This is a genomic window from Neorhizobium sp. 2083 (assembly GCF_031455615.1).
In the GTDB taxonomy this organism is placed as follows: domain Bacteria; phylum Pseudomonadota; class Alphaproteobacteria; order Rhizobiales; family Rhizobiaceae; genus Neorhizobium.
Window position 1 is genome coordinate 94,276 of the sequence record NZ_JAVDTC010000013.1, and the last position, 20,347, is coordinate 114,622.

At 57.0% G+C, this 20,347-nt stretch carries 20 protein-coding genes and 3 pseudogenes; 6 read left to right on the plus strand and 17 right to left on the minus strand.

Features of this window, described 5'->3' with window-relative positions:
- Nucleotides 1-3: 3 nt before the first annotated feature.
- From J2X76_RS30520 to J2X76_RS30560, 9 genes are all read right to left on the minus strand, one after another.
- On the minus strand, nt 4-960 hold the full coding sequence (locus J2X76_RS30520) for a hypothetical protein (protein ID WP_310221523.1): 957 nt from the start codon (nt 958-960) through the stop codon (nt 4-6).
- A gap of 68 nt (nt 961-1,028) precedes the next feature.
- Nucleotides 1,029-1,298: a BrnA antitoxin family protein gene (locus J2X76_RS30525; protein WP_310221525.1), complete on the minus strand. Its 270-nt coding sequence runs from the start codon at nt 1,296-1,298 to the stop codon at nt 1,029-1,031.
- Nucleotides 1,243-1,536, minus strand: coding sequence for a BrnT family toxin (locus J2X76_RS30530; RefSeq protein WP_310221527.1), 294 nt, complete (start codon nt 1,534-1,536; stop codon nt 1,243-1,245). The genes J2X76_RS30525 and J2X76_RS30530 overlap by 56 nt, the downstream gene beginning before the upstream one ends.
- A 161-nt stretch (nt 1,537-1,697) precedes the next feature.
- On the minus strand, nt 1,698-2,687 hold the full coding sequence (locus J2X76_RS30535; RefSeq protein WP_310221529.1) for a hypothetical protein: 990 nt from the start codon (nt 2,685-2,687) through the stop codon (nt 1,698-1,700).
- Between the two features lie 24 nt (nt 2,688-2,711).
- Nucleotides 2,712-3,254: a hypothetical protein gene (locus J2X76_RS30540; RefSeq protein ID WP_310221531.1), complete on the minus strand. Its 543-nt coding sequence runs from the start codon at nt 3,252-3,254 to the stop codon at nt 2,712-2,714.
- A gap of 7 nt (nt 3,255-3,261) precedes the next feature.
- The gene (locus J2X76_RS30545) at nt 3,262-3,681 is read right to left on the minus strand and encodes a hypothetical protein (protein ID WP_310221533.1); all 420 of its coding nucleotides are present in this window, start codon (nt 3,679-3,681) and stop codon (nt 3,262-3,264) included.
- A gap of 106 nt (nt 3,682-3,787) precedes the next feature.
- On the minus strand, nt 3,788-4,888 hold the full coding sequence (locus J2X76_RS30550) for an XRE family transcriptional regulator (RefSeq protein ID WP_310221535.1): 1,101 nt from the start codon (nt 4,886-4,888) through the stop codon (nt 3,788-3,790).
- Nucleotides 4,889-4,900: 12 nt separating this feature from the next.
- A complete protein-coding gene (locus J2X76_RS30555; protein ID WP_310221537.1) occupies nt 4,901-5,524 on the minus strand; it encodes a hypothetical protein in 624 nt (207 codons plus the stop codon).
- An 85-nt stretch (nt 5,525-5,609) separates the two neighbouring features.
- Nucleotides 5,610-6,746, minus strand: coding sequence for an RHE_PE00001 family protein (locus tag J2X76_RS30560; RefSeq protein ID WP_310221539.1), 1,137 nt, complete (start codon nt 6,744-6,746; stop codon nt 5,610-5,612).
- Between the two features lie 523 nt (nt 6,747-7,269).
- On the opposite strand from J2X76_RS30560, the gene J2X76_RS30565 reads away from it, so the two are divergent.
- The gene (locus J2X76_RS30565) at nt 7,270-8,187 is read left to right on the plus strand and encodes a recombinase family protein (RefSeq protein WP_310221541.1); all 918 of its coding nucleotides are present in this window, start codon (nt 7,270-7,272) and stop codon (nt 8,185-8,187) included.
- Here the strand turns inward: J2X76_RS30565 and J2X76_RS30570 are convergent.
- The 3 genes from J2X76_RS30570 to J2X76_RS30580 are packed head-to-tail and all read right to left on the minus strand — an operon-like array spanning nt 8,174 to nt 11,786.
- The gene (locus tag J2X76_RS30570) at nt 8,174-9,238 is read right to left on the minus strand and encodes a TniQ family protein (RefSeq protein ID WP_310221543.1); all 1,065 of its coding nucleotides are present in this window, start codon (nt 9,236-9,238) and stop codon (nt 8,174-8,176) included. The genes J2X76_RS30565 and J2X76_RS30570 overlap by 14 nt on opposite strands.
- The gene (locus J2X76_RS30575; RefSeq protein ID WP_207770913.1) at nt 9,235-10,152 is read right to left on the minus strand and encodes a TniB family NTP-binding protein; all 918 of its coding nucleotides are present in this window, start codon (nt 10,150-10,152) and stop codon (nt 9,235-9,237) included. The genes J2X76_RS30570 and J2X76_RS30575 overlap by 4 nt, the downstream gene beginning before the upstream one ends.
- Nucleotides 10,149-11,786, minus strand: coding sequence for a Mu transposase C-terminal domain-containing protein (locus tag J2X76_RS30580; RefSeq protein WP_310221545.1), 1,638 nt, complete (start codon nt 11,784-11,786; stop codon nt 10,149-10,151). The genes J2X76_RS30575 and J2X76_RS30580 overlap by 4 nt, the downstream gene beginning before the upstream one ends.
- 265 nt (nt 11,787-12,051) lie before the next feature.
- On the opposite strand from J2X76_RS30580, the gene J2X76_RS30585 reads away from it, so the two are divergent.
- Nucleotides 12,052-12,996: an aromatic alcohol reductase gene (locus J2X76_RS30585; RefSeq protein WP_112973373.1), complete on the plus strand. Its 945-nt coding sequence runs from the start codon at nt 12,052-12,054 to the stop codon at nt 12,994-12,996.
- Nucleotides 12,997-13,054: 58 nt separating this feature from the next.
- On the opposite strand, the gene J2X76_RS30590 is transcribed toward J2X76_RS30585, so the two are convergent.
- Nucleotides 13,055-13,480, minus strand: a complete 426-nt coding sequence (locus tag J2X76_RS30590; RefSeq protein WP_035209835.1) for a helix-turn-helix domain-containing protein — start codon at nt 13,478-13,480, stop codon at nt 13,055-13,057.
- 263 nt (nt 13,481-13,743) lie between these two features.
- Between J2X76_RS30590 and J2X76_RS30595 the strand changes: the two are divergent.
- Nucleotides 13,744-14,892 (plus strand): annotated as a pseudogene (locus J2X76_RS30595) (tyrosine-type recombinase/integrase).
- A gap of 90 nt (nt 14,893-14,982) precedes the next feature.
- On the opposite strand, the pseudogene J2X76_RS30600 reads toward J2X76_RS30595, so the two are convergent.
- Nucleotides 14,983-15,359, minus strand: a pseudogene (locus tag J2X76_RS30600) (alpha/beta hydrolase); the annotation flags it as partial.
- Nucleotides 15,360-15,404: 45 nt separating this feature from the next.
- Complete coding sequence (locus J2X76_RS30605) at nt 15,405-15,536, minus strand: hypothetical protein (protein ID WP_310221547.1); 132 nt, start codon at nt 15,534-15,536, stop codon at nt 15,405-15,407.
- Between the two features lie 149 nt (nt 15,537-15,685).
- Between J2X76_RS30605 and J2X76_RS30610 the strand changes: the two genes are divergently transcribed.
- From J2X76_RS30610 to J2X76_RS30620, 3 genes are all read left to right on the plus strand, one after another.
- Nucleotides 15,686-16,900: a flagellin gene (locus J2X76_RS30610; protein WP_310221548.1), complete on the plus strand. Its 1,215-nt coding sequence runs from the start codon at nt 15,686-15,688 to the stop codon at nt 16,898-16,900.
- Nucleotides 16,901-17,429: 529 nt separating this feature from the next.
- Complete coding sequence (locus J2X76_RS30615; RefSeq protein WP_310221549.1) at nt 17,430-17,813, plus strand: DUF6632 domain-containing protein; 384 nt, start codon at nt 17,430-17,432, stop codon at nt 17,811-17,813.
- Nucleotides 17,814-18,430: 617 nt separating this feature from the next.
- Nucleotides 18,431-19,579, plus strand: a complete 1,149-nt coding sequence (locus J2X76_RS30620; RefSeq protein WP_310221551.1) for an IS110 family transposase — start codon at nt 18,431-18,433, stop codon at nt 19,577-19,579.
- A 267-nt stretch (nt 19,580-19,846) separates the two neighbouring features.
- Here the strand turns inward: J2X76_RS30620 and J2X76_RS30625 are convergent.
- Nucleotides 19,847-20,206: pseudogene (locus J2X76_RS30625) on the minus strand (DDE-type integrase/transposase/recombinase); the annotation flags it as partial.
- Between the two features lie 57 nt (nt 20,207-20,263).
- Nucleotides 20,264-20,347, minus strand: an 84-nt coding sequence (locus tag J2X76_RS31700) for an IS3 family transposase (protein WP_405030106.1), incomplete at its 5' end; no start/stop codon positions are given.

Consider the following 20,347-nt stretch of genomic DNA (forward strand, 5'->3'; position numbering starts at 1 on the left):
TCTTTAGTCATCACGACTTGTGACATGGTCACAATAGTCGCACAGGCTGGGGTTATTGACCGATTGTGTATTGATAGTCAGGTCGGCGGAGCAGCGGGCGCACTCCCCCTCAATCACGTACTGGCAGAAGTAACAGCCTACATAGATGCCCGCTTCCACATAGGTCGGGTTTGCGCATTCTGGGCAGTCGTAGATCGTCTGCTCGCCGCCATCCTTCACGCGCTGGAATTCATCTACAGCAAAGACGGATGTCACAATCATTTCGACCGTCTCTTCAGCCGTAAAGTCAGACCCGCACGCCTTGCATCCACCCGTCATGAAGGTCGGCTCCGAATTGCTGGCGTCGGTCTGGAACAATAGGGACGAGCTGCATTCGGTGCAGGAAAAGACGCTGCTGTCTTCGACGCTATCCCACCACGGCAAAACCTGAAGCGTGGCGTCGCAATCGGCTTTTTGCTTCTTGAAGAACGCCCGCTCGGCCAACATGACGTCCCATGCGCTTCCGAGGGCAGCCTTGGGACTTTTTTGCAGTATCGCGAAGAAACCTTCCACCAGTGGAAAGCATGCGGCAATGGCCTGCCGGATGGTCTCCTTCGGCGCTTTGGAATGGAAATGCTCGAATTCGTTGCGAAGCCTCTGCAAATCCTTGATGTTGCCATCCGGCCATTTGAGCTGGAACGTCCCGAACCTCTCCCGCAATTCGTTGAGGTCGATGGTGGTCTGTCCTTTCGGCGTCATGACCAGGTTGCCGTCCCCGTCCAGTGCGGGAACGAACTTCGACGCCAGGATCTCCATCGGTTCTGCATCGGGCGCAGCGTTCAACAGACATTCTTTCCCCAGCAGCAGAACCCCCGCGTAGAAATTACGCAGTGCGCTGATCGGCCGACGGTCATCGTTAGATTGGTAGTCCTCAATGCCGAGCTGGATGGAATAGATTGCGTTGTCGAGCAGATCACTCATGGCTGCGGTCTCAAAAAACGGTCTGTGGAGCCTTCAGCCGATGACCGGCAGGTGTCCCTGCCGGCATTCTACTGGTGTGCCCGTACGTAGGCTTTGAGGACATCCTGCATACGCGTCAGATGCCCCTTTCCTTTGCGTTTGAAAAAATCAAACACTTCCGGGTCCAGTTTCAAATGGACCGAGCGGGGCGATGATGGCTCTACCACCATCGCGTCGGCCCAAAAGTCCGGACCCAGATCCTCACCCGCAGGAGGTGAGGAAGGGTTGGCGAGTTTCCCCGCGTCATTCATTTTTCGAATAGTTTCGAGTGATGCCCGCTTGATATTGGTCTCTTTCAAGCTGACCTCCTTTCCATGCAGTGATTAGGCGTGTCGCCGTTCCTCTCGGTGTATGGACAACAACAAAGCAGTCGTCCTCCACCATGCCGAGGGAAATGAAGCGCTCCTCTCCGTAATCGGTCCTTTCATCCTTCTTGGTGAGGACCGTCCCTTCGAAGATCAGCGCGGCGTAGACCATATCTACGCCCCTCGTTCTCAACACATCTGTACGTTTGTTTTCATCCCATTCGATATCCAATGAATTATCCTTAAATTATGCATCTTCATGATTTGGTCTTTCTGAAATCAACTATGAAAATATGCAGCCAGCGTTCTATAGGGCGGAATCTGCCCTACCTCTTAAGTGTATTAAAAAAGTGTACACTTTGTCAAGGGCGAATGTTTGGGTCGAATGGCGCGTCAGGCGAACCGGAACCCGTATAGGCCGCCCGCATTCCACCGCCAGAAGAAGCCTCCTTCCCCCAGCACGTCATTGGCTATCTCGCCAATCGGCGCGAACTCGCTGCGGTGCTCCCATTGGCCGTAATTGCCCCACAGCTCCCGCAGTGCCGCTTGCAGCCGATGGAAATAAGGGGCGTACCAATGGCTGTCGAGCGCGTCCCTGACCGAGGGCACATCATCCAGCGATAGATCTCGTCCGTCCATGTGACCCAGCAGGTAGGCACTCACCTTGATGAGGTTGCCATAATAGCCGGTCACCTCGGTGACGAGGCGGTCTTCGTCATAACTCTCGTCGGTCTTGTAGTTCTCGATACATGCGTCGGCGCGTTTCTTTGTCTCGTCCAGATGCAGGATGAAGCTTTCCGCATAGTCATCCAGCGGGTCACGGCCGAACCTCGCAGCGATCCTGCACGCCGCATATTCGTCCCAACACGCGGATTCTGTTTTGCCCTCGAATGCGTCGGCCACATCCTCGTAGGTTGAGCGCAGCAGGGTGTTCGGGAAGGCCTTGTCGGTCATCATGCTGATTTCGACATGGGCGGATTCATGGGCCAGCGCATGGAGCGCATGGGAATAGCGCTCATCCTCCGGATTCGGCAACGCCTCGATATAGGCGGCATTGAGGATCATATGGACCTTTAGGACCCCGTCACGTATGACGCTCGGAGCCATCGCGATCCCTTCGACCAGTTCCGAACTCGCACTTAGTTGGTAACTGGTCTCGTATCCGCGATCGAGATCGCGCAACGCCTGATGATAATCGGTGTCGATCGTCACGCCATCGAGGCGTTCCAGATCGATATGCCGTCCGAGTTCACCCAGATAGGCACCCACACAATAGGCGAGTGATTTTCCCTGTTCTTCTTCCAGCCCCCTTACCGAGATGTTGATCGCCGGTAAGGTTGAGTGACGTTCCGTCTCTTCGGTTTCGTCAGGCACTTCGCTCATGCTCCGCCCGTCCTGCTTGGTCGGCTAAAGGGATAGCTCCATCTGCGACATATACGCGAGGTGATAATGGTAGGCCTGCCCTTCACAGGCGTCCGCAACATCATCGTAGATTTTTTTCAGAAGCGCATCGGGGAACGCCTTGTCGGTCGTCATCGTTAGTTCGACATGGGCGCATTCATGGGCGAGCAGATGAAGCGAATGGGCATAATGTTCGTCATCCTCATAAGGAAGGGAGTAGATATAAGCAGCGTTTAGCACGAGGTGCGATTTAAGAACGCCGTTACGGACGACGCTCACCGCCATGGCTACACCTTCCACAAGTTCCGAGCTGGGAGTTAGACGGAAGTCCGTTTCATATCCGCGATCAACAGCGAGGAGCGCTTCCTTGTAATCGACGGCGATCGTTACGCCGTCCAGCCGTTCCAGATTGATGTAACGGCTCAACTCCCGCACATAATCGCCGACGCAATAGGCAAGCGTCTCACCTGCTTTTTCTTCCATGCCCTGAACCGAGACACCAAAGCTCGGTACGCTGATCGGTCGTTCTTCTTCGAGGGTCTCCGTCATGGCTTCCTCACACTGACTGCAAATGTGTTTTCGCCCAGACCAGCGCGGTCAAAGCCCCTGCCCTTGCCTCTTCCACGGAGGCGAATTCCTTGTTGCCGCTGCGGGTAGCGCCGTTCTTCCGGTTCGTGACCACCACACCAAAGCCTGCATTCTTCGAGAACACCGTCAGGTTATATCCTTCGGTGTTGATGTAATCATTGCCTTTGGCGGAGCGCTTCCATGCGCGCTCGGCCCATGTCTTACGGCGTTTGGAGAGGCTCCTTAATCCCCTCTCCCGTTCTTTCGGGCGGACATAGTCCTCTTCCATATGTTCGGCGCAGACACAGCCAACGGCCAAGGATTCGGTGGTCTGGTCGTGCTCCATGTAATGGACGTAGCGGATGGTGACGCTTTCGCACATTTCGCAAAGCTGGGAAGGCTCACCCAAGTCCTCAACCCCGACACATGACCATCCTTTTTTAGGCACCCCTACTTCGGACCATTTGCCATGACTCGTGTGATCCCTGGTCATCGCGTTCACTCGATCTTGATATCTATTTCACGATACTGAGCTTTGAGCTTCGGACTCCTCCACCCTCATTGTCGATACCGGACTGGGGCAGAATACAAAATAAAAGTCGTTCGACCTCAGTCATTGGAAGCGATAGCTCCTCGGCAACGTCCACGAGACTTTTCCGCTCCGCCCAAAGCTGAGATAAAACTTTCCCCCATAGCACAGACGTTTCCCTGGGGATGCCATCAGGTTCGCTCGTGCGATAACCGCGTTTCCCGAGCTCTATACATATGGAACGATATTGCCATTCGGAGAGCATGGGTCTGGTAAGATGCGCCAGGCGATATGCCAGCGCCATTGCCGAGACGCGCCACCTCTTCTTCGCCCGTAAAACAAGATCAGCCGTTATAAGACGGGGCATTCTGACCCTAACGTCTTCCTCCGGCATTAGAAAAGCGGAAGCGAAGCGGTTTGCCTCTACCTCGGCCGTGCGTGTATCTTCCTCCGCGCCTGAGGTTTGGCCATGCCTGTGCAGGACCAAATGGCCCAGTTCGTGAGCCGCATCAAAAATACTGCGCTCCGCCGATTTGAACGAATTCAGAAACACATACGCTTTGTCATTTTGCCAGAACGAGAATGCATCAACATTTGCCGTGGTTTCTTCTAGCCCCAGGACGCGGATGCCTTTAGCCTCGATCAGTTTCATCATGTTTGCGATGGGTTGGTAACTAAGGCCCCAGTGCTGGCGGAGAGCATCGGCGGCAGCTTCAGGTGTCAATTCCGGGTCGAAATGCGGCAAATCCAACGCCGGTAGATTGTATCGATTCTCAAGCCACTCATAGACTTCGACCCCGTTATCGCCGGCCGAAAGGGCAGCATTTCGTTCTTTCGCGGTCATGCTCGACAGGCTGCGAAAGCTCACGATTTCTGCTGAAAGGAGTGCGGGGTCCTCCTTGAAGAAAAACTGCACGGGATATCCCAGAACCTCTGCGAGCTTCTCAAGTGTTCCAGAATCCGCCTGGTTCTGGCCGGTTTCAAGCCGCGTGATTGTGACCGGCGATACGCCGGCCTTTTCTGCGAGTTCCTTCGCTGTCAGCTTCTGCCTTTTTCTGGCGAGGCTGAGTCTCTTTCCATTGAACATGATTGTTCGGCTTTATTTTCGACTGACGACGATATCCAGATCTGGATCGTTGGTCGGTTCATTGATGCCAAAATCGACCGCATCCAGATCGCCACCCTCAATCAAAAATACTCGATCGATACAGCGAAGGAATTGGCCATTCTTCACCACAGGTAAACTGAGTTCCATTGCGCCAAACTGGTCGACCATCAGGTAATAAGTTTTGTGGTCTCCATGAAACTTGACCACACTGATTGGGAGGTCGATACCGGCCGCTTCAAACATATCGCCACAAGCCACGCGCTCGGAGCCAGCGCCTTTTCGAGACCGCGCTTTAGGACCCGCTTTGCGACAGGCTTGGTTGACATTTACGAAGAGAACTCGAAGCTTGAGGACGTCATTGCGGATGCCTTCCACACCTTCTTCGCTAAAGATTTCCCAATTTCCGCCGAGGTTTTCGGCGCGAAGGCCCTTCACTCCGTCCATATACGCGAACATGCCAGCCGCATTGGCCGGATGCAGTGGTGAGGCATTCGCAGCAGCAGCAAGTGCGTGATGACCTGCCGCGATCAATTTCTCACGCTCAAGTCCCAGGCGAGCAAGGTAAAGGTCGCCAATCTCAGGATCAGTGATTGTCTTTGGGCTGATATTTTCCATGCCGCCTACTCATGTTAATTTTCCCAACCTCATTTGTGGAGGAGAAAATTAACATCGTCAAGCCAGAAGAATCTATGAGACTAGTTCACAAGACACCCCACGCCCGAAACCTCCCCCTCCCCGTCATCTCCCTGAGGCCGAGCTCCGCAACAATCCGCCGCGCCGCCTGTGGCGTGACCTCGAGTGTTTTCGCTACCATCCCGGCTGACACCAACGGTTTTGCCATGACGAGCTCGACCAGCTCCGGCAGCTTTGAAGACGTCCGGCGTCCGTCCAGCTTTCGCTCGAACATTTTTCGCGCCAGCGCCAGCCGGTCATGCTCCTTCAATCCGATCTCGGCGGCCGCGATCAGTCCGTACGCGATCGCGAGCAGCCGGGTTTCGCGATCACGATGCCGGCGCCGATCGACGGGGATGGTTTTCAGGCCGAGATTGATGGCGGCGAGATGCGCGCCGGTGGTGACGCCGGCCTGACGCAGGATCGAGGCGGCGAGGTGCCGGCCGAGCCACGGGGCGTGCTGCAGCACCTCGAGCGTGTTCCATGCATCTAGAGCGACAATGGCCTGCAGCACCGGCGGCAGATTTTCGGCGTGGCGCAGCACGGTTCGCCATTCCTCCAGCCGCGCGTCCTCGTCCCAGTCGAGATCGTAGACGAGCGGGTCACGCTCCCGCGACCGACTTTTCTGGGCGGTGGCCGTCTCTAACACCGCTTCCGAGCGGGCCAGCACCGCATCGATGGCGGCCAGCTCGGCGTCGAATGCGCTAGCGTCCTCGCTGTCCTCGCCCTCCCCCGCTTCCGACGCCTCAACAGGCACCCCGGCGTCTTCGCTCTCGGCGGCGCTATCACCGAGAGATGGTTCAGGCGCGCTGGCAACAACGTTGTGGCGGCGCAGGCTGCGGAGACCATCCGGGCTGAGCGCCCAGCCGGGCGGCTGCGCGGCGATGCGCCGGCGGGTGCGCAGGACGTCGCGGGCGATGGTGAGCTCGTGAGTCGGAGTGCGAATATCGCGTGTGGCGTCGTGCAGGACCAGGTCCTCGAGGTGGACCAATTCGCCGTCGATCCACAGCGAGGCACAGGCATCGGCAAAGTGGGTGCGCTCAGTCCAGCCCGCGCCCACTGCCGAACGGGCGATGCGCTCGTCGAGACGGGTCATGGCGACGGCCGCGTCAAATGCGGGCCCCATCAGGTTTGAAATGCTGATTTTCGCGAGATCGTAAGCCATTGATTTTATGATAAACTATCTTTTAAAGGAACTCTATATGAATATTACTGTTCCTCACATGGTATGATTGCTGGTCGGGGTCATAACCATCGATAAGTATCGCTTATCGATGGTAGTTGATCTGGAGTCGCAAATCAGAAATGTCAGCCGTCTTAGATGACCGAAAACCCTTGGTTTTCCGGCCTTTTGGGTAGATTTCGGCGAGGTTCGGCGGAACCGTCTTCGCTCTTGTGGTCCCTTCGAGCAGCACTCCCCCTGTAGGTGAGTGCATAATTCTGCGTCGGCTCTGTCGCTCGAACGGCCTTCGATCGCCCTCCCCTCCTCAGATCTCCTTAAATTCAGGCCTTTCCGCCGCAGAAGGCCGCCAGTGGGCGTTTCAGGCAGGTTACGGCCGGATGCTCGTTCGGCGTCGCATTTCGAGTCTGACGGCGCTGCATTTAGGTCATAAAACACGCTTGCAACTGTTCATTTTCTCGCGCATTCCTTATCTGTACAAAGCACCTGAAAAACGCACGAGAAAAACATGGCAAAACGGCATGCCGCCAATCCAGCGCCGAGCCCCAAACGGCTTATCGGTTATGCCCGCGTCTCGACCGACGATCAGGTCCATGATGCGCAGATGGACGAGTTGCGCGCCGCCGGTTGTGAGCGGATTTTTCAGGAGCACGGATCCGGCGCATCACGAGCTCGACCGGTGCTGACAAGGTTGCTCGGAGACCTGACTGCCGGCGATGTGCTCGTCGTCGTCCGCCTGGATCGCCTCGCCCGCTCTGTCAGCCACCTGTTGCAGGTGATCGAGGACCTTGAAGAGCGCGGTGCTCATTTCCGATCAATCCGCGATCCTATCGACACGTCCACGCCACAAGGGATGTTTTCCCTCCAGGTGCTCGGCGCCGTCGCACAGCTCGAACGAGCTCTGATCGCCGAACGAACCAAAGCTGGCATCAAGGCGGCAAAAGCGCGTGGCAAGCTACCGGGCAATCCGGGACTCCGAGAGCGGCGACCAGAGGCGATCAAGGCGGTGTCGAAGGCACGAGAAAAACTCTATCTCGACGAGCTGATCTCCTCCGCCCAAACCTGGCTGCCGATGGTGCGGCAGCTGCGGCCCCAACACAGCTGGGACAATGTCGTCCGGGTACTCAATCGCCGGGGCCATGACTGGACGGCCGAACGGCTGCGCCGCGCAGTGCATCGGATGGTCCGCGAGAAGCTGGTCGATCCCGAGCTTCTGGCGCGCTCGCCCCGTCGTGCCCCGGAAGATCACCTGATGAAGCTCGTTGCAGCGATTGCCATTGCTGATCCCGGCCTGTCACTGCGCGATATTGCCGCCCAACTGGATCAAATGGGTGAGCGGCCGGCGCGCGGTGGGCGGAAATGGCAGCCTTCCTCCGTTCGCCACCTGCTGGATGAGGCACATCGGTTTGGCCTCATTCGTCATTGAGGGCGCGGAGCATCAGCTTGCCGATTGCCCGGTTTCTTGCGCGCCCTGCTTTGGATGGCAAAGATTTCCAGCCTTCGCTTTGGATAATGCCGCGTGCCAACTGCCGGTATTCGGTTTCCGCACGGAGATTCACGACTGACGCCGTCCGCGTTGGTGGAGGTGCCTGATGACACTCTTCGGTCGGCCCTTGCTCGAATTGCCGAAAGGCTTCGCGAACGGAGGAAGAGAGCGGAACCGTTTTGGGAGCCACCTGAAAGAGGAGGTTGGCAATGGTCGTAATGGTTACAGCTCGCCATGCCGGTGGAAGGCTGGCCAGCGGCGCCCCGCCTTTCGCGACTGACGGCCGCTGACCATAAGGCAGTGATAAGCCCAGCGCGGCGATGTATGGCATCCCCTCCGGCCGAGGCGACCAGAGAAAGCGGCTTGCCGCGTCGATACGTTCAAACTCCGACCCACCCTTGCCGATAGCCTCACCTACCAACGAAGCAACCTGCAGCAGGTCTGTTTGATCGCGGCGCGGGAACCGCCGCGCCGAGACAATCGCATCGCAATCACGGCAAAACAGTCTGACAACGCCAACAGGTGTGGACCGAAACTGAAACAGACCACTACGGAAACACCCACTGCAGTTAATCTCGAGGCCAATCTTGTGGCGGGGGCAGGCAACTGCTTCGACACATGCCCAAGATCGCCGGCAATAATGATCCCTCCCCTCTTCTGCGTCTTCATCCAGGCATGTCGGACAAACGCCTCGATGGGCGGGATCGCTCACGAATGAAGCCCTGCTGCGCCCGGTATTTTGCAAAGACAGCCGCTCCAGATCGACTTGACGCAGGCGACAGGCAAGCGCCCATAAACGGGTTGCGGGCTGGTCGGCCGAAACATCGTGGCGAAAGAGATGCGGGTTAGGGCCTACCGAGCCCCCACTTATCCAGTTTTCCACCTGCCGAGGTGAGCAAGAATAATGGCTCGACACCCGCCAATGCCAACAGCTTAGGAGTTCATCTTCAAAGGGTCGTGGAGCCAAAGCCAGCAGCCGCACCGGTCTCACTGGGTTGCACGTCGCTGCAGGCGGCCTTCAGTGCGCCGCGCCATCGCAACAAGCGGCAGGATCAAGTTGTCGCCGTCGAAGCTCTCCAAGGTGATCGCCTCTTTGCCATTTCGGACGGCTTCGACGGCAACTGTCTCGATCAAGCGAAAAATTCGCACCGTGACGCCGTCGGTCATATCCAACACCTTGCGACGCAACGCTGCGGTCCCGAGCTGTGATGGCTCGCGTAGAGGCAGTATGCTCCCGAGACTTGCGAGCAATTGGGCGAGCTGCGGCGTATTGGACCAGCGCTTCAGGTGAAAGGCCTCAAACCTTTCGGCAAGCTGCGGATCCGTCAACAACGCCTGCCGGGCGAGATCGGTGCCTGCGCAGATCAACGGCACTTTCAGATCGTTCGCCAGAAAGCGGATTACGTTGAGGAAGACCCGTTGCTGCCGATATGTCCCCGTCAACATGGCATGGATCTCATCGATGATCAGCATCCGTACCCCTATCCTTCGCATCAAGGTCCGGCACGTGGTCTTCAGTCGGTAGGTCGCGTCTCCACTTGGACCTGGTGCACTCAACGCATTGAGGAGTTCGCCGTAGACATCGCGCTCGACGGGTTCGGCCGGCATCTGCATCGCCACGACCGGCATGCTCGTCACACCCGTTCCACGATCGAAGACGGGCTGGTGATCCCGAAGAAATTTTCGAATGATCTTGGTCTTTCCCATACCCGTATCGCCGTAGAGAAGCAGACAGGGCATTCGGTCCCTTGGCGGATAGGTGAGCAGATCCTCAAGCCTCGCCAGCGCGGCCCTCGCATCGGCTGTTTCCAACCAACGATCAGCACGGATCCAGGCGATCCGTTCTTCAATCCCCATCTCGGCATACTGGCGATAGGCAGGCAGCAGATGGGAATATCCCGTCATGACCATTCCTCCACCGACAAGGGCGCCAAATCGGAGAAATCCTCGTCGTCGGCATCATCCGTCAGTTCTGCCTCGTTCCAGTCTGTCGCTGCCAGCGCTCGCGACCGTCTTTCGGCTCCGCGGCGGATGCTTCGCGTTTGGCGGCTTGCCCCCTCGACAAGCTGACGTTGGGCTTCGATGGTCTCGAAAATCAGATGCTCATCGACCGATTGAAAACCACGGGCCCTCAAAGCGGCCACGGCTTGCCGGTGCTCCCCGAGCGTGATCCGTGGCCGGCTGAGGTCTGCAAACCGAACCGGCCAGTTTTCGCCGTTTGGCCCGTCGATGAACACGCAGGAAATATCCCGAGGATCGTAGCGGACGCGCATCTTATCCGGCGCACCGGTCCATGGGCTCAGGACATCGTCCCAATATTTGAGGCCGAACAGGTGCAGTCCGTCTCGACGGATGACGCGTTCCTCGAACGGCAGGAAATCCAGGACGAACCGATGTTCGTCGTAGGGAAGCCGCAGAGGCCCCCCACGCGAGAGGACGGCATCTTCCCAAGCCAGCCGAGGCGGAATCTTTAGCGCACGGTGGACATCGGCGTGATAGCGGCCGACGATCTCGAGGGTGAGCCATCGCTCCAGCTCGTCAAAGGTCATGACAGCATGTTTTTGAGGATCGTAGTCGCCACGAGCGCTTATATCGCTCGACGTTGAGCCGGGCAGAAAGTGAACGGCACCCATCATCGTGCCGATAAGCCGCTCGATATGGCCACCGTAATGTGGGCGAGCAACCGGTCGATGGATGAGCTTTATGCCGTGCTCGGCCGTTCCCCAAGCAAGTGCCTTTCCCCGAAACTCCCGAGCATTGTCGAGATGAATGGCGGTGGGCAAACCATAGACAGGCCAGTCGCCGACCACGTTTTGCTCCACGAGCCAGGAAGCCTTCGGCAAGACCATGTGCCGGATGGCCAGGGCGACAGATGTTGACGATGGGTGCTCAAGGCTCAGATAGAAGCCGACCACCATGCGGCTGGCGACATCTATCGCCAAGGTCAGCCAAGGGCGCTGCAATGGTTGGCGGTTTACAGCGTCAACAACAAAGAGATCGACCAACGTGTGATCGATCTGCACGACTTCCAGCGCGTGCACGACTGAATACTCATCGACAACCGGCACGTATTGCTGACGGGCGACGCTAGCACCCTCACGGGCTTTGGCCAACTTCCTCTGGTCGGAACGATCAATTCGAACCTTCACGGCCTTCCAGGAGGGCGCAGATATGTTTCGCTGACGGCAAATGAACCGGACATGATCATGGACGGCGGTGATCGTCGGTCGCTCGCGGCGGCAATAGATTTCTTGGATGGCGCAGCCGACTGCGTCTTCCTGCTCCGACAACAGCAGCCGCCTTCCCTTCTTCGGACCGGGCGTTTCATCCAGCAATGAACTGGTCACCGGCTTTCGCCGGAATTGACCGAGCAGCTGATAGAACCTTGTGGCTTTGAGACCCAACTCCCGGCACGCGGCAAATCTCTCCGCGGCGCTCAGTTTCTTTTCGAACGCGAGGGGCCGAATGACGGCCTCGCGAACCACAGCCTTTTGCCAAGCTGTCTCCCTGTTGAGCATCTTGTCAGGTGTCTGCACCATTGGGGCTTCCTCGCCAACGTGTCGGCTTCGCCTTGGTCAATTGCTGCAGATGTCAGGATGCTCCCCAAGAATGACAGGTGAAAGACGCTTGGTCTCGGACGCCATTCTACCGAAAATGGCAAGACATGCCGTCACTCGACAAAGAGAAACACAACGGATCGCTGTCCGTCATCGTTTTCGATGGAGTATCATCCGTGTGCCTTCTTTTACTGAGATTCAATATCGCCAATTAGAGGCCTCATTCGATTTGAAAGAGGCTTGAAAAATGAATGACTTCGTTTCCGGCGTGAAATCACGCAACATCCTCGTGCTCGGTGCAGGTGAGCTTGGGATGCCTGTCCTGCGCAATCTGGCTAGCCGCGCAAAGGTCATCGAAGGAGCAAAGATAAGCGTCCTGCTGCGCGCCAGCGCCGTGGAGTCCAGCGCGCCGACAAAGCAGCGGGACGTCCGCGAGATCCGTGACTTGGGCATAGAGATCGTCATAGGCGATCTGGTGAAGAGCTCAATCGACGAGCTGGCATCCCTGTTTTCACGGTACGATACCGTCATTGGCTGCACGGGCTATGCGGCGGGGATCAACACCCCGATGAAACTCGCCAAGGCGGCGTTGCAATCCGGAATACCGCGCTATTTCCCTTGGCAGTTCGGCGTCGATTTCGAGGCGATCGGTCGAGGCGGTCCGCAGGACATCTTCGACGCGCAGCTTGATGTCCGCGAACTTCTGCGCTCACAGGATAAGACCGAATGGGTCATCATTTCCACCGGCATGTTCATGAGCTATCTCTTCGAGCCGGAATTCGGTGTTGTTGATCTGGAAAAGAACGCCGTGAAAGCCTTGGGCAGCTTCGATACGGCTGTCACGGTGACGACGCCCGACGACATCGGCGTACTCACTGCTGAGATCGTCTTCTACGAGCCGACCATCAGCAACGAAATTGTCTTCCTGGCAGGTGATACCGTTACCTATGGCGAGCTCGCTGAAAAGCTGGAGGTGGGTTTGAACCGGCCCTTCAACAGGTCCGAATGGACTGTTCCAGCTCTTATGGAAGAACTGGCAAATGACCCCCAAAACATGATGCGCAAATACCGAGCAGCCTTTGGCATCGGGCGCGGAATGGCATGGGACAAGGCCAGCACTTTCAACGTACGCGAAGGCATTAAGGTCACGGATGTGTCCGATTGGATTAACGCGAACCTTCGCAGCAACTAGATAGCCCTAAGCACCCGGCGTACTCAGCGGTCCTAGCCGAGCGGCCGCAGCCCTCATATTAAAACGTCTGCCAGGAAGGCTTCTCTGGCGGACGAGAATCATAATCCTCGCGTGATTTTCGAAACAGGTCGGAATTCTCCACGACCCATGTCCAAAGTGGGATCATGCGAATAAGAAGACCCATGCCCAATTCCGTGAGTTCATATTCTACGCGAGGTGGCATCTCAACCAGATCGTAGCGCGTGACGAGACCGTCTCTTTCCAGTTGACGCAGGGTACGGGTCAGCATCCGTTGCGTGACACCGTGCATTCGTCTTCCAATTTCCGCGTGTCGAAGCCTGCCATAAACCCCGAGAGTGTGTATCACGCCGAGCGACCATCTATTTCCTGCGTGCGTTAGAACCTCTCGTCTAACTCCGTCTTCGTCCTCGCGAAGGCCGTCGCAAACCGCTTGAGAGTAGCTAAGAATTTCTTCTCTGGTCATTTTTCTTGTGTCCGGTACCCTTTGTTCGGTCTTATCAGCCTTTAAGCTGCGTCACACCTCTCCCTTTGAAAGATTGATTACGCTAACCTTGCATGTCCGTAACGGGGAATTCCGGCGAATACGGAAAATTCCAATGATCCTGGCAGGCAATAAACTGAATTATCCCAACGAGATTGATTCCGCTTAATCAAGCGGATCGACAAGAAAGAATCGAGGCAAATCACGGCCTTGTCGGCCGCCGAAACCGTCCTTTTGGAGCGCCTGTGGCCAAACCAAAAAAATCACTAACCGCCGTCGAACGCCGCGCCGAAGAGCTCGACACCATTGCCGCCGTCTTGCCGATGGAACGCCGCGACGAACTCGCCGAGTTGCTGACCGACCAGGATGTCGAGACCCTCAAGCATCTCGTCGAACGCGGCATGGGCGACAATACGCTCAGGGCGCTGACTTCGGATCTTGCCTATCTCGAAGCCTGGGGACTGGCCGCGACCGGTTCCTCCCTGCCCTGGCCGGCGCCGGAGGCGCTGCTTTTGAAATTCGTCGCACACCATCTGTGGGATCCGGAGAAGCGAGCGAACGACGCCGATCACGGTATGCCGGCCGATGTCGACGACAATCTCCGGCGCCAAGGTTTTCTGAAATCCACCGGCCCGCACGCACCGGATACGGTGCGCCGGCGGCTGGCCAACTGGTCGACCCTGACGAAATGGCGCGGGCTCGACGGCGCCTTTGCCTCCCCTGCCCTGAAACAGGCGATCCGCCTGGCGGTGCGCGCCGTCCCGAGACAGCGTCGTCGCAAAAGCGCGAAAGCCGTGACCAGCGATATCTTGGCAAGGCTTCTGGCGACCTGCGCGACCGACAACCTGCGCGATGTCCGCGATCGGGCGATCCTGATGGTTGCCTTTGCCTCCGGCGGCCGCCGGCGCAGCGAGATCGCAGGCCTTCGCCTGGAACAACTGACCGTGGAAGCTCCAATCGAAGTTGAGGGCGGTCCTCCCCTCCCCTCGCTCGCCATCCATCTCGGCCGCACCAAAACGACGACGGGCGAAGAGGACGAGCTCGTATATCTCACCGGCCGACCCGTCGAGGCGCTGAATGCCTGGATGGCAGCGGCGAAGATCGACAAAGGGAGCGTGTTTCGGGCGATCGGGCGCTAGGGAACTATCTCGCGGCGGGCGCTCGATCCGCAGTCGGTTAATGCGATCATCAAGCAGCGAGCGGAGATGGCTGGGTTGGACAGTGGGGCGTATTCGGCGCATGGATTGCGATCGGGATATCTGACGGAAGCGGCGAATCGCGGTATCCCGCTTATCGAGGCTATGGAGCAGTCGCGCCATCGTTCGGTTCAGCAGGCATCGAGCTATTATAACAGTGCAACTCGGCGAAGTGGTCGGGCCGCTCGCCTACTCTAAATTCTCTTGTTCTGTAATAACCCGTGAATTAGCTGGTCGTGACGGCGGTCGCGGAGCTTGGTCGAGAGACGTCCGCGGTCAATCGGCTTTTCAATTTCGCAGAAACGCCAAGATCGCGGCCGCGAGATCACGAGGACTCTCTTCCGCGACATGGTGGCCGCTATCAATACCGAAGCCTCGGACGTCATCAGCCCATTCCTCCAGATAGCTAACGGGTCGTCATAGGCTTCCGCGCCCATAAGATCGGGCGGCAGCTTATCATACCATCCCAGAGGGTCTGCCGAGATCATTCGTTCCGGCTTCTCCGGCTGGGCGAAAAAGAACCGGTGATACCAATCGCGAGCGAGTTTCCAGTCGGCGCGTTCTAGATGTTCGATTATCGGCAAGCAGTCGACGCGGACTAGCTTGCTCATGGCGTCGGGATGATCCCGGAAGGCCGAAGAGCTGCTGCGGTCGTGTCCGACCACAGAGGCCCCTGAACATCAAAGGGGCACAGATATACGGTAGGCGGATCAGATCGAGAACAGCAGTGTTCGGACGCCCGAATTGTCGAGCGCCGGCTTGTCTTCCCATATGTAATCGCCGGTGAGATTTACGCGCTCCCAGGTGAGCGGGGACAGGCTCGACAGCAGATGATCGGGCACATGCTATCCGGCGCGATGCAAGGCCTCGACAATCTCAAGGTTCCGAGATTTCACATTCTACATTTACTATCAATTAACCATCTCCACCTCAGATGTGGAGGCCCATCGTGAGGCAAGAATTCAAGCAAACACGATAGTTTGAGCCATTTATGACAAGCCTTTTGACGAATATCAGCGCCATGTCGGCTCTGAAGACACTCCGCCAGATCTCTGGCCACATCGAGGAAACGCAACGGCAAGTCTCTACAGGGCAACGTGTGAGCTCAGCCTCGGACAATGCTGCGTATTGGTCTATCGCGACCACTATGCGTTCTGATAATGGCGCTCTGTCCGCAGTCCAGGATGCCCTTGGACTCGGCGCAGCCAAAGTGGATACCGCCTATGCGGCAATGGAGTCGTCCATCGATGTTTTGCAGGAGCTGAAGAATAAGCTGGTTGCAGCATCCGAATCCGGTGTCGATCGCGCTAAGGTGCAGGAGGAAATTAGTCAGCTACAGGATCAGCTCCGTAGCATAGCCTCGTCGGCTTCATTTTCCGGTGAGAATTGGCTGCAGGCGGAGGTCGGCGGTAAGTTCGATTCGGCCAGCCTCGGATACGTTGCAGGAACAGCAGTTCACAAAAGCATCGTGGGGTCGTTCACGCGTGATGCCTCTGGAAACGTCGCGCTTCAGACAGTGGACGTGAAGCTCGACCATTCCAATGTCCTATTCGACTTATCGGGAGGCCATGGCGGCATTCTTGACCAAGGGATACTGGTGGGGGTGCGAAACTCGGGACATCAGGACACGGCTGGGGCGGATATTTTTGTACCGACGATCGATTTTAACCCAAATTGGACGTTGGACGGTACTGTCGCTTGGGATGATGTGTTCGCCTACCGGCCCTACGTGCAGCTAGACGGAGCTTGGGTTGTTGCTTGGCCAAACATGGGGGTGTGGGACGGAGATTCCATCGAGACGAGCACAAGAGCAACCGTAAGCGCAAGCAACTACGAGAACGAGATAACGGTAGCTACTTTCGACATCACCAAGATGGACGACTACAAAAGCAAGCTGCGTCTCGGTACCAACGCCACCGACGACCAAGTCATCGCGACATTGCTGCCGTTCGTCGATCGGCAACTGGAGAAGTTGATCAACGCTGCCGCAAAACTGGGCTCAGCCGCAACACGAATTGCTATGCAGGATTCATTTGTCTCGAAACTCACCGATTCTTTCACCAGCGGCGTGGGCCGCTTGGTCGATGCCGATATGAACGAGGCCTCTTCCCGGCTGAAAGCGCTTCAGACACAGCAGCAACTGGCGACGCAATCCCTTTCAATCGCCAATGCTGGTGCCGAGAACATTTTGACACTGTTCCGTTAGAAACACAACGTTCCGCCTCGTAAGCCGATATCCCTTTACCCCCCCCCCGATTTTGGGAGTTCCCCCCTCAGCGTGGGCGGCTATACCTATGAGGTGCTTCTCCGAGGGGGACGGGATGGAATTGGTTGTCTTTGGGTACCAGATCGTGCCTGGCCGCGACGAGCCCTTGGCCTTTGCGGCTTCACTGGAGGAATGCCAGCGAGATGCCATGTTCGAGCGGGAAGAACTTCGGCGGAACGACCCGGATCTCGAAATGCTGGGGGCAATGGCTATCTACCGGCTTACCCTAGCTTGGCCGACATCGATGGACTCCTTGCCGTGTTGAATGAGAAGACCTCTCTGCTCGATGCCATTGTTGTCGATCGCAAGCTTGTGGGGCTCGTGGCCGACTGAACTGGCAGCCCCGTACCGGCCAAACCGGTCGTAACAGGAGTGAGTTGCATACTTCTGATTTCGGGTGGAAAGCAGACGCCTAGAATAGGGACGCGCCTTCGGCATGTGTTATCTTCTTAGTTCGGGAGGAACTGGAATGTTCGATTCCAATCGGCTCTTGTCGGCTGCGCTGATTATCTTCGGGGCAATCTGCTGTCTGCTTTATCCGTTGGCAGTTTTCTGGCCATCGGGCTGGGCTTGGCACGAGGGCAGTCCCGCTGAAAACAACTATTACATGATGATTGTTGCGATTTACGCGACTCTCGGAGCTTTCCTGATCAGGGCCGCGAAAGCTCCTATGGCCAACGCATCGTTAATTTGGTTCACTGTCGTGTCGAGTATCGTTCACGCGGGCGTAATGACGGTCCAGGCGCTCGCCAATCCCATGCAACACGGGCATTTGGTTGGCGACATTCCTGCTCTGTTGCTCGTCGCCCTCGTGTTCGGCGTGCTGATGCGCAAAGCTCACCGTTCAAGGTAGCTTACCTCCAGCTGACCTCCGGATGCTTTAACGTGTTTCGCGCTCTCGAAAGAGAAAGAGCCGGCCGTTGTGACAACTCGGGCAACTTCCTGCGTGAAAATTGCTTCATGGCGCTTTGGGTTTCGCGGGGCTGGCTCACCCGCATTGCATCAGCGAACAGAACAGCACTCGAACCCTTCCACCCACGCTAGAAAAGGCTCTGGCTCAGAAACTGCGCTATAGGGACAGCAGCTAGCATCTCCTCGGTGTTTCGCCGTTTGAGCGCCTTGGTCGAACGCCAGGGAGAGGGATCGCTCAATATCCGGCGGCGCGTCACCGTATCTCCGGTCGATGAATGCAGTGAAAGTCTCTTTGCAGCGAGTGACCTGCCACCGAATTTTCATCCGACTGCTATTAGGCCTCAGCGTTTTTTTGAGGTGCTCCCCGTTTTTGGGCCAGCGGGAGCTGGAATTTTCCGGGGTTAAAGCTCATGTCGGCGGGGATGCCGATGAGCTGTTCATGAGCGAAATTGGCACCTTGTTGCCGATCGCGCTATGTGGCCGGAACTCGTTATAGATCCTATGCAAGCTCGCCGCGGAGCTTGATAATTCACCTCCGCTTTTCCACGGAGGATGATAATGAGCGCTGATAGTGTCAATGATTGCTATATCGCCCTTGAATTGAGCCAGAAAACGTGGCTGGTCGGCTACCTCTTGCCTGGCTCGGATAAGGTACAGACGATTACGGTTGCCGGCGGCAACGCCGAGGCTCTCCTGTCCGCTCTTTTAAGAATTCAAAGCATGACACGAGATCGCTCTCCGTCAGGATTTGCGGCAGGGCCGCTGCGGGTATGTTTCGAGGCGGGCTATGATGGCTTTTGGCTTGCCCGCTTTCTCCTCAACAGCGGTATCGATACCACTGTTTTGGACCCGTCCAGTTTTTTGGTTTCCCGTCGAGGCCGACGTGTGAAGACAGATCGCATCGATGTTGAAGCGATGGTGTTTACCCTAAAGGCCTATCTGCTCGGAGATAGGTCGGTTTGCCGCCCGGTGCGGCTACCCAGCCTCGATGAAGAGGACGCCAAACGCCTATCCCGAGAACGTACCCAATTGAAGAAAGAGCGCACGCGCCACGTCAATCGCATTCGCGCCTTGTTGGTACTCCACGGTATTCGCTCGGTTCCCGGTCTTTGGGGAGGGCGCTGGAAGGAAGCACTCTCGAATATCCGAACTGGCGACGGCAGGGGGCTGGGCCGGTTCATCTTCCGTGAGCTGTGCCGCCAGTTCGAACGGCTGGACCTCGTGCATTCGCAACTCAAGGCTCTGGAGAAAGAGCGCATTCAGGCTTGCGGATCCGAAGGAGAGATCAATAACGGCGCCAAGATCAGAGTTCTGAAGCAGCTTGATGGCATCGGCGAAATCGGTGCTTCACACTTGGTCGCGGAAGTGTTCCATCGAACATTTAAAAACCGAAAGCATCTGGCCTCCTACCTCGGACTGTCTCCCAGCCCGTATGCCAGTGGAGAGGTGCATCGAGATCAGGGCATCAGCAAAGCGGGCAACAAACAAGCACGCGTGATGCTGATCGAACTGGCTTGGTGTTGGCTCAAGTACCAACCACAAAGCCAGCTCACGCGATGGTATCGCTCCCGCTTCTCGGGGCATGGAAGTCGGTCTGGAAAGGTCGGCATAGTCGCTTTGGCTCGCAAACTTGCAATAGCATTCTGGCGGTTCATCGAAGACGGTGTGGTGCCCGAAGGGGCCACTCTATCTATCGCCGCCAAATAAGGTTCAACCGCCGACGGGCAGTTGAGAGGGAAGCGTGGCTACCGTGCGTAGAGATGGAAATCACACGCCGAGTTGTAGTTTGGTACCGCGTTTCGAAGCAGGCGTTTGGCCACCATGAATCGGGATTATGGTCGGAGGCAGCCGCCTCAGCCGGATACAAGTGGAGGCACCATCGGGTGCCGGATTGCCAGACGACTGCGAACAACCGATGGAAAGCAACTTTGGGAGGGATGACGATGGATTGACAAACGCCGCTTCATACAAGTCTCTACGCCAATCCTCCATCTTCGAACGCGCGTCGTCAAGGCTCATGAACCAGTGGGCGTTCAGGCACTCGGCGCGGAACTTGCCATTGAAACTCTCGATGTAGCTGTTGTCGGTCGGCTTGCCTGGTCGCGAGAAGTCGAGCACGACGCCCTTATGATAGGCCCATAGATCAAGGTCTCGGGAAATGAATTCGCTGCCATTGTCCACACTAATGGTGGCAGGGTAACCAACCTGGCGACATACCCGTTCGAGCGTTTGGACCACATCCTCGCCCTTATAGCTGAAACGTGCATCGACCGCCGGCGAGAAGCGAGAGAAGGTATCGACAACCGTTAGAACTCTGATCTTGCGGCCGGTAGCCTGTCAGTACCGGAGCAATACTCCCCAATAGGAGGTGCGGACAAATTCTTGGACTGTTTATGCTGCAATTCCAAGGTTCCGGCGGTATTCCGTGGGACTTACGCCGCCCAGTGAGATTTTTATACGGTGCTGATTATACCA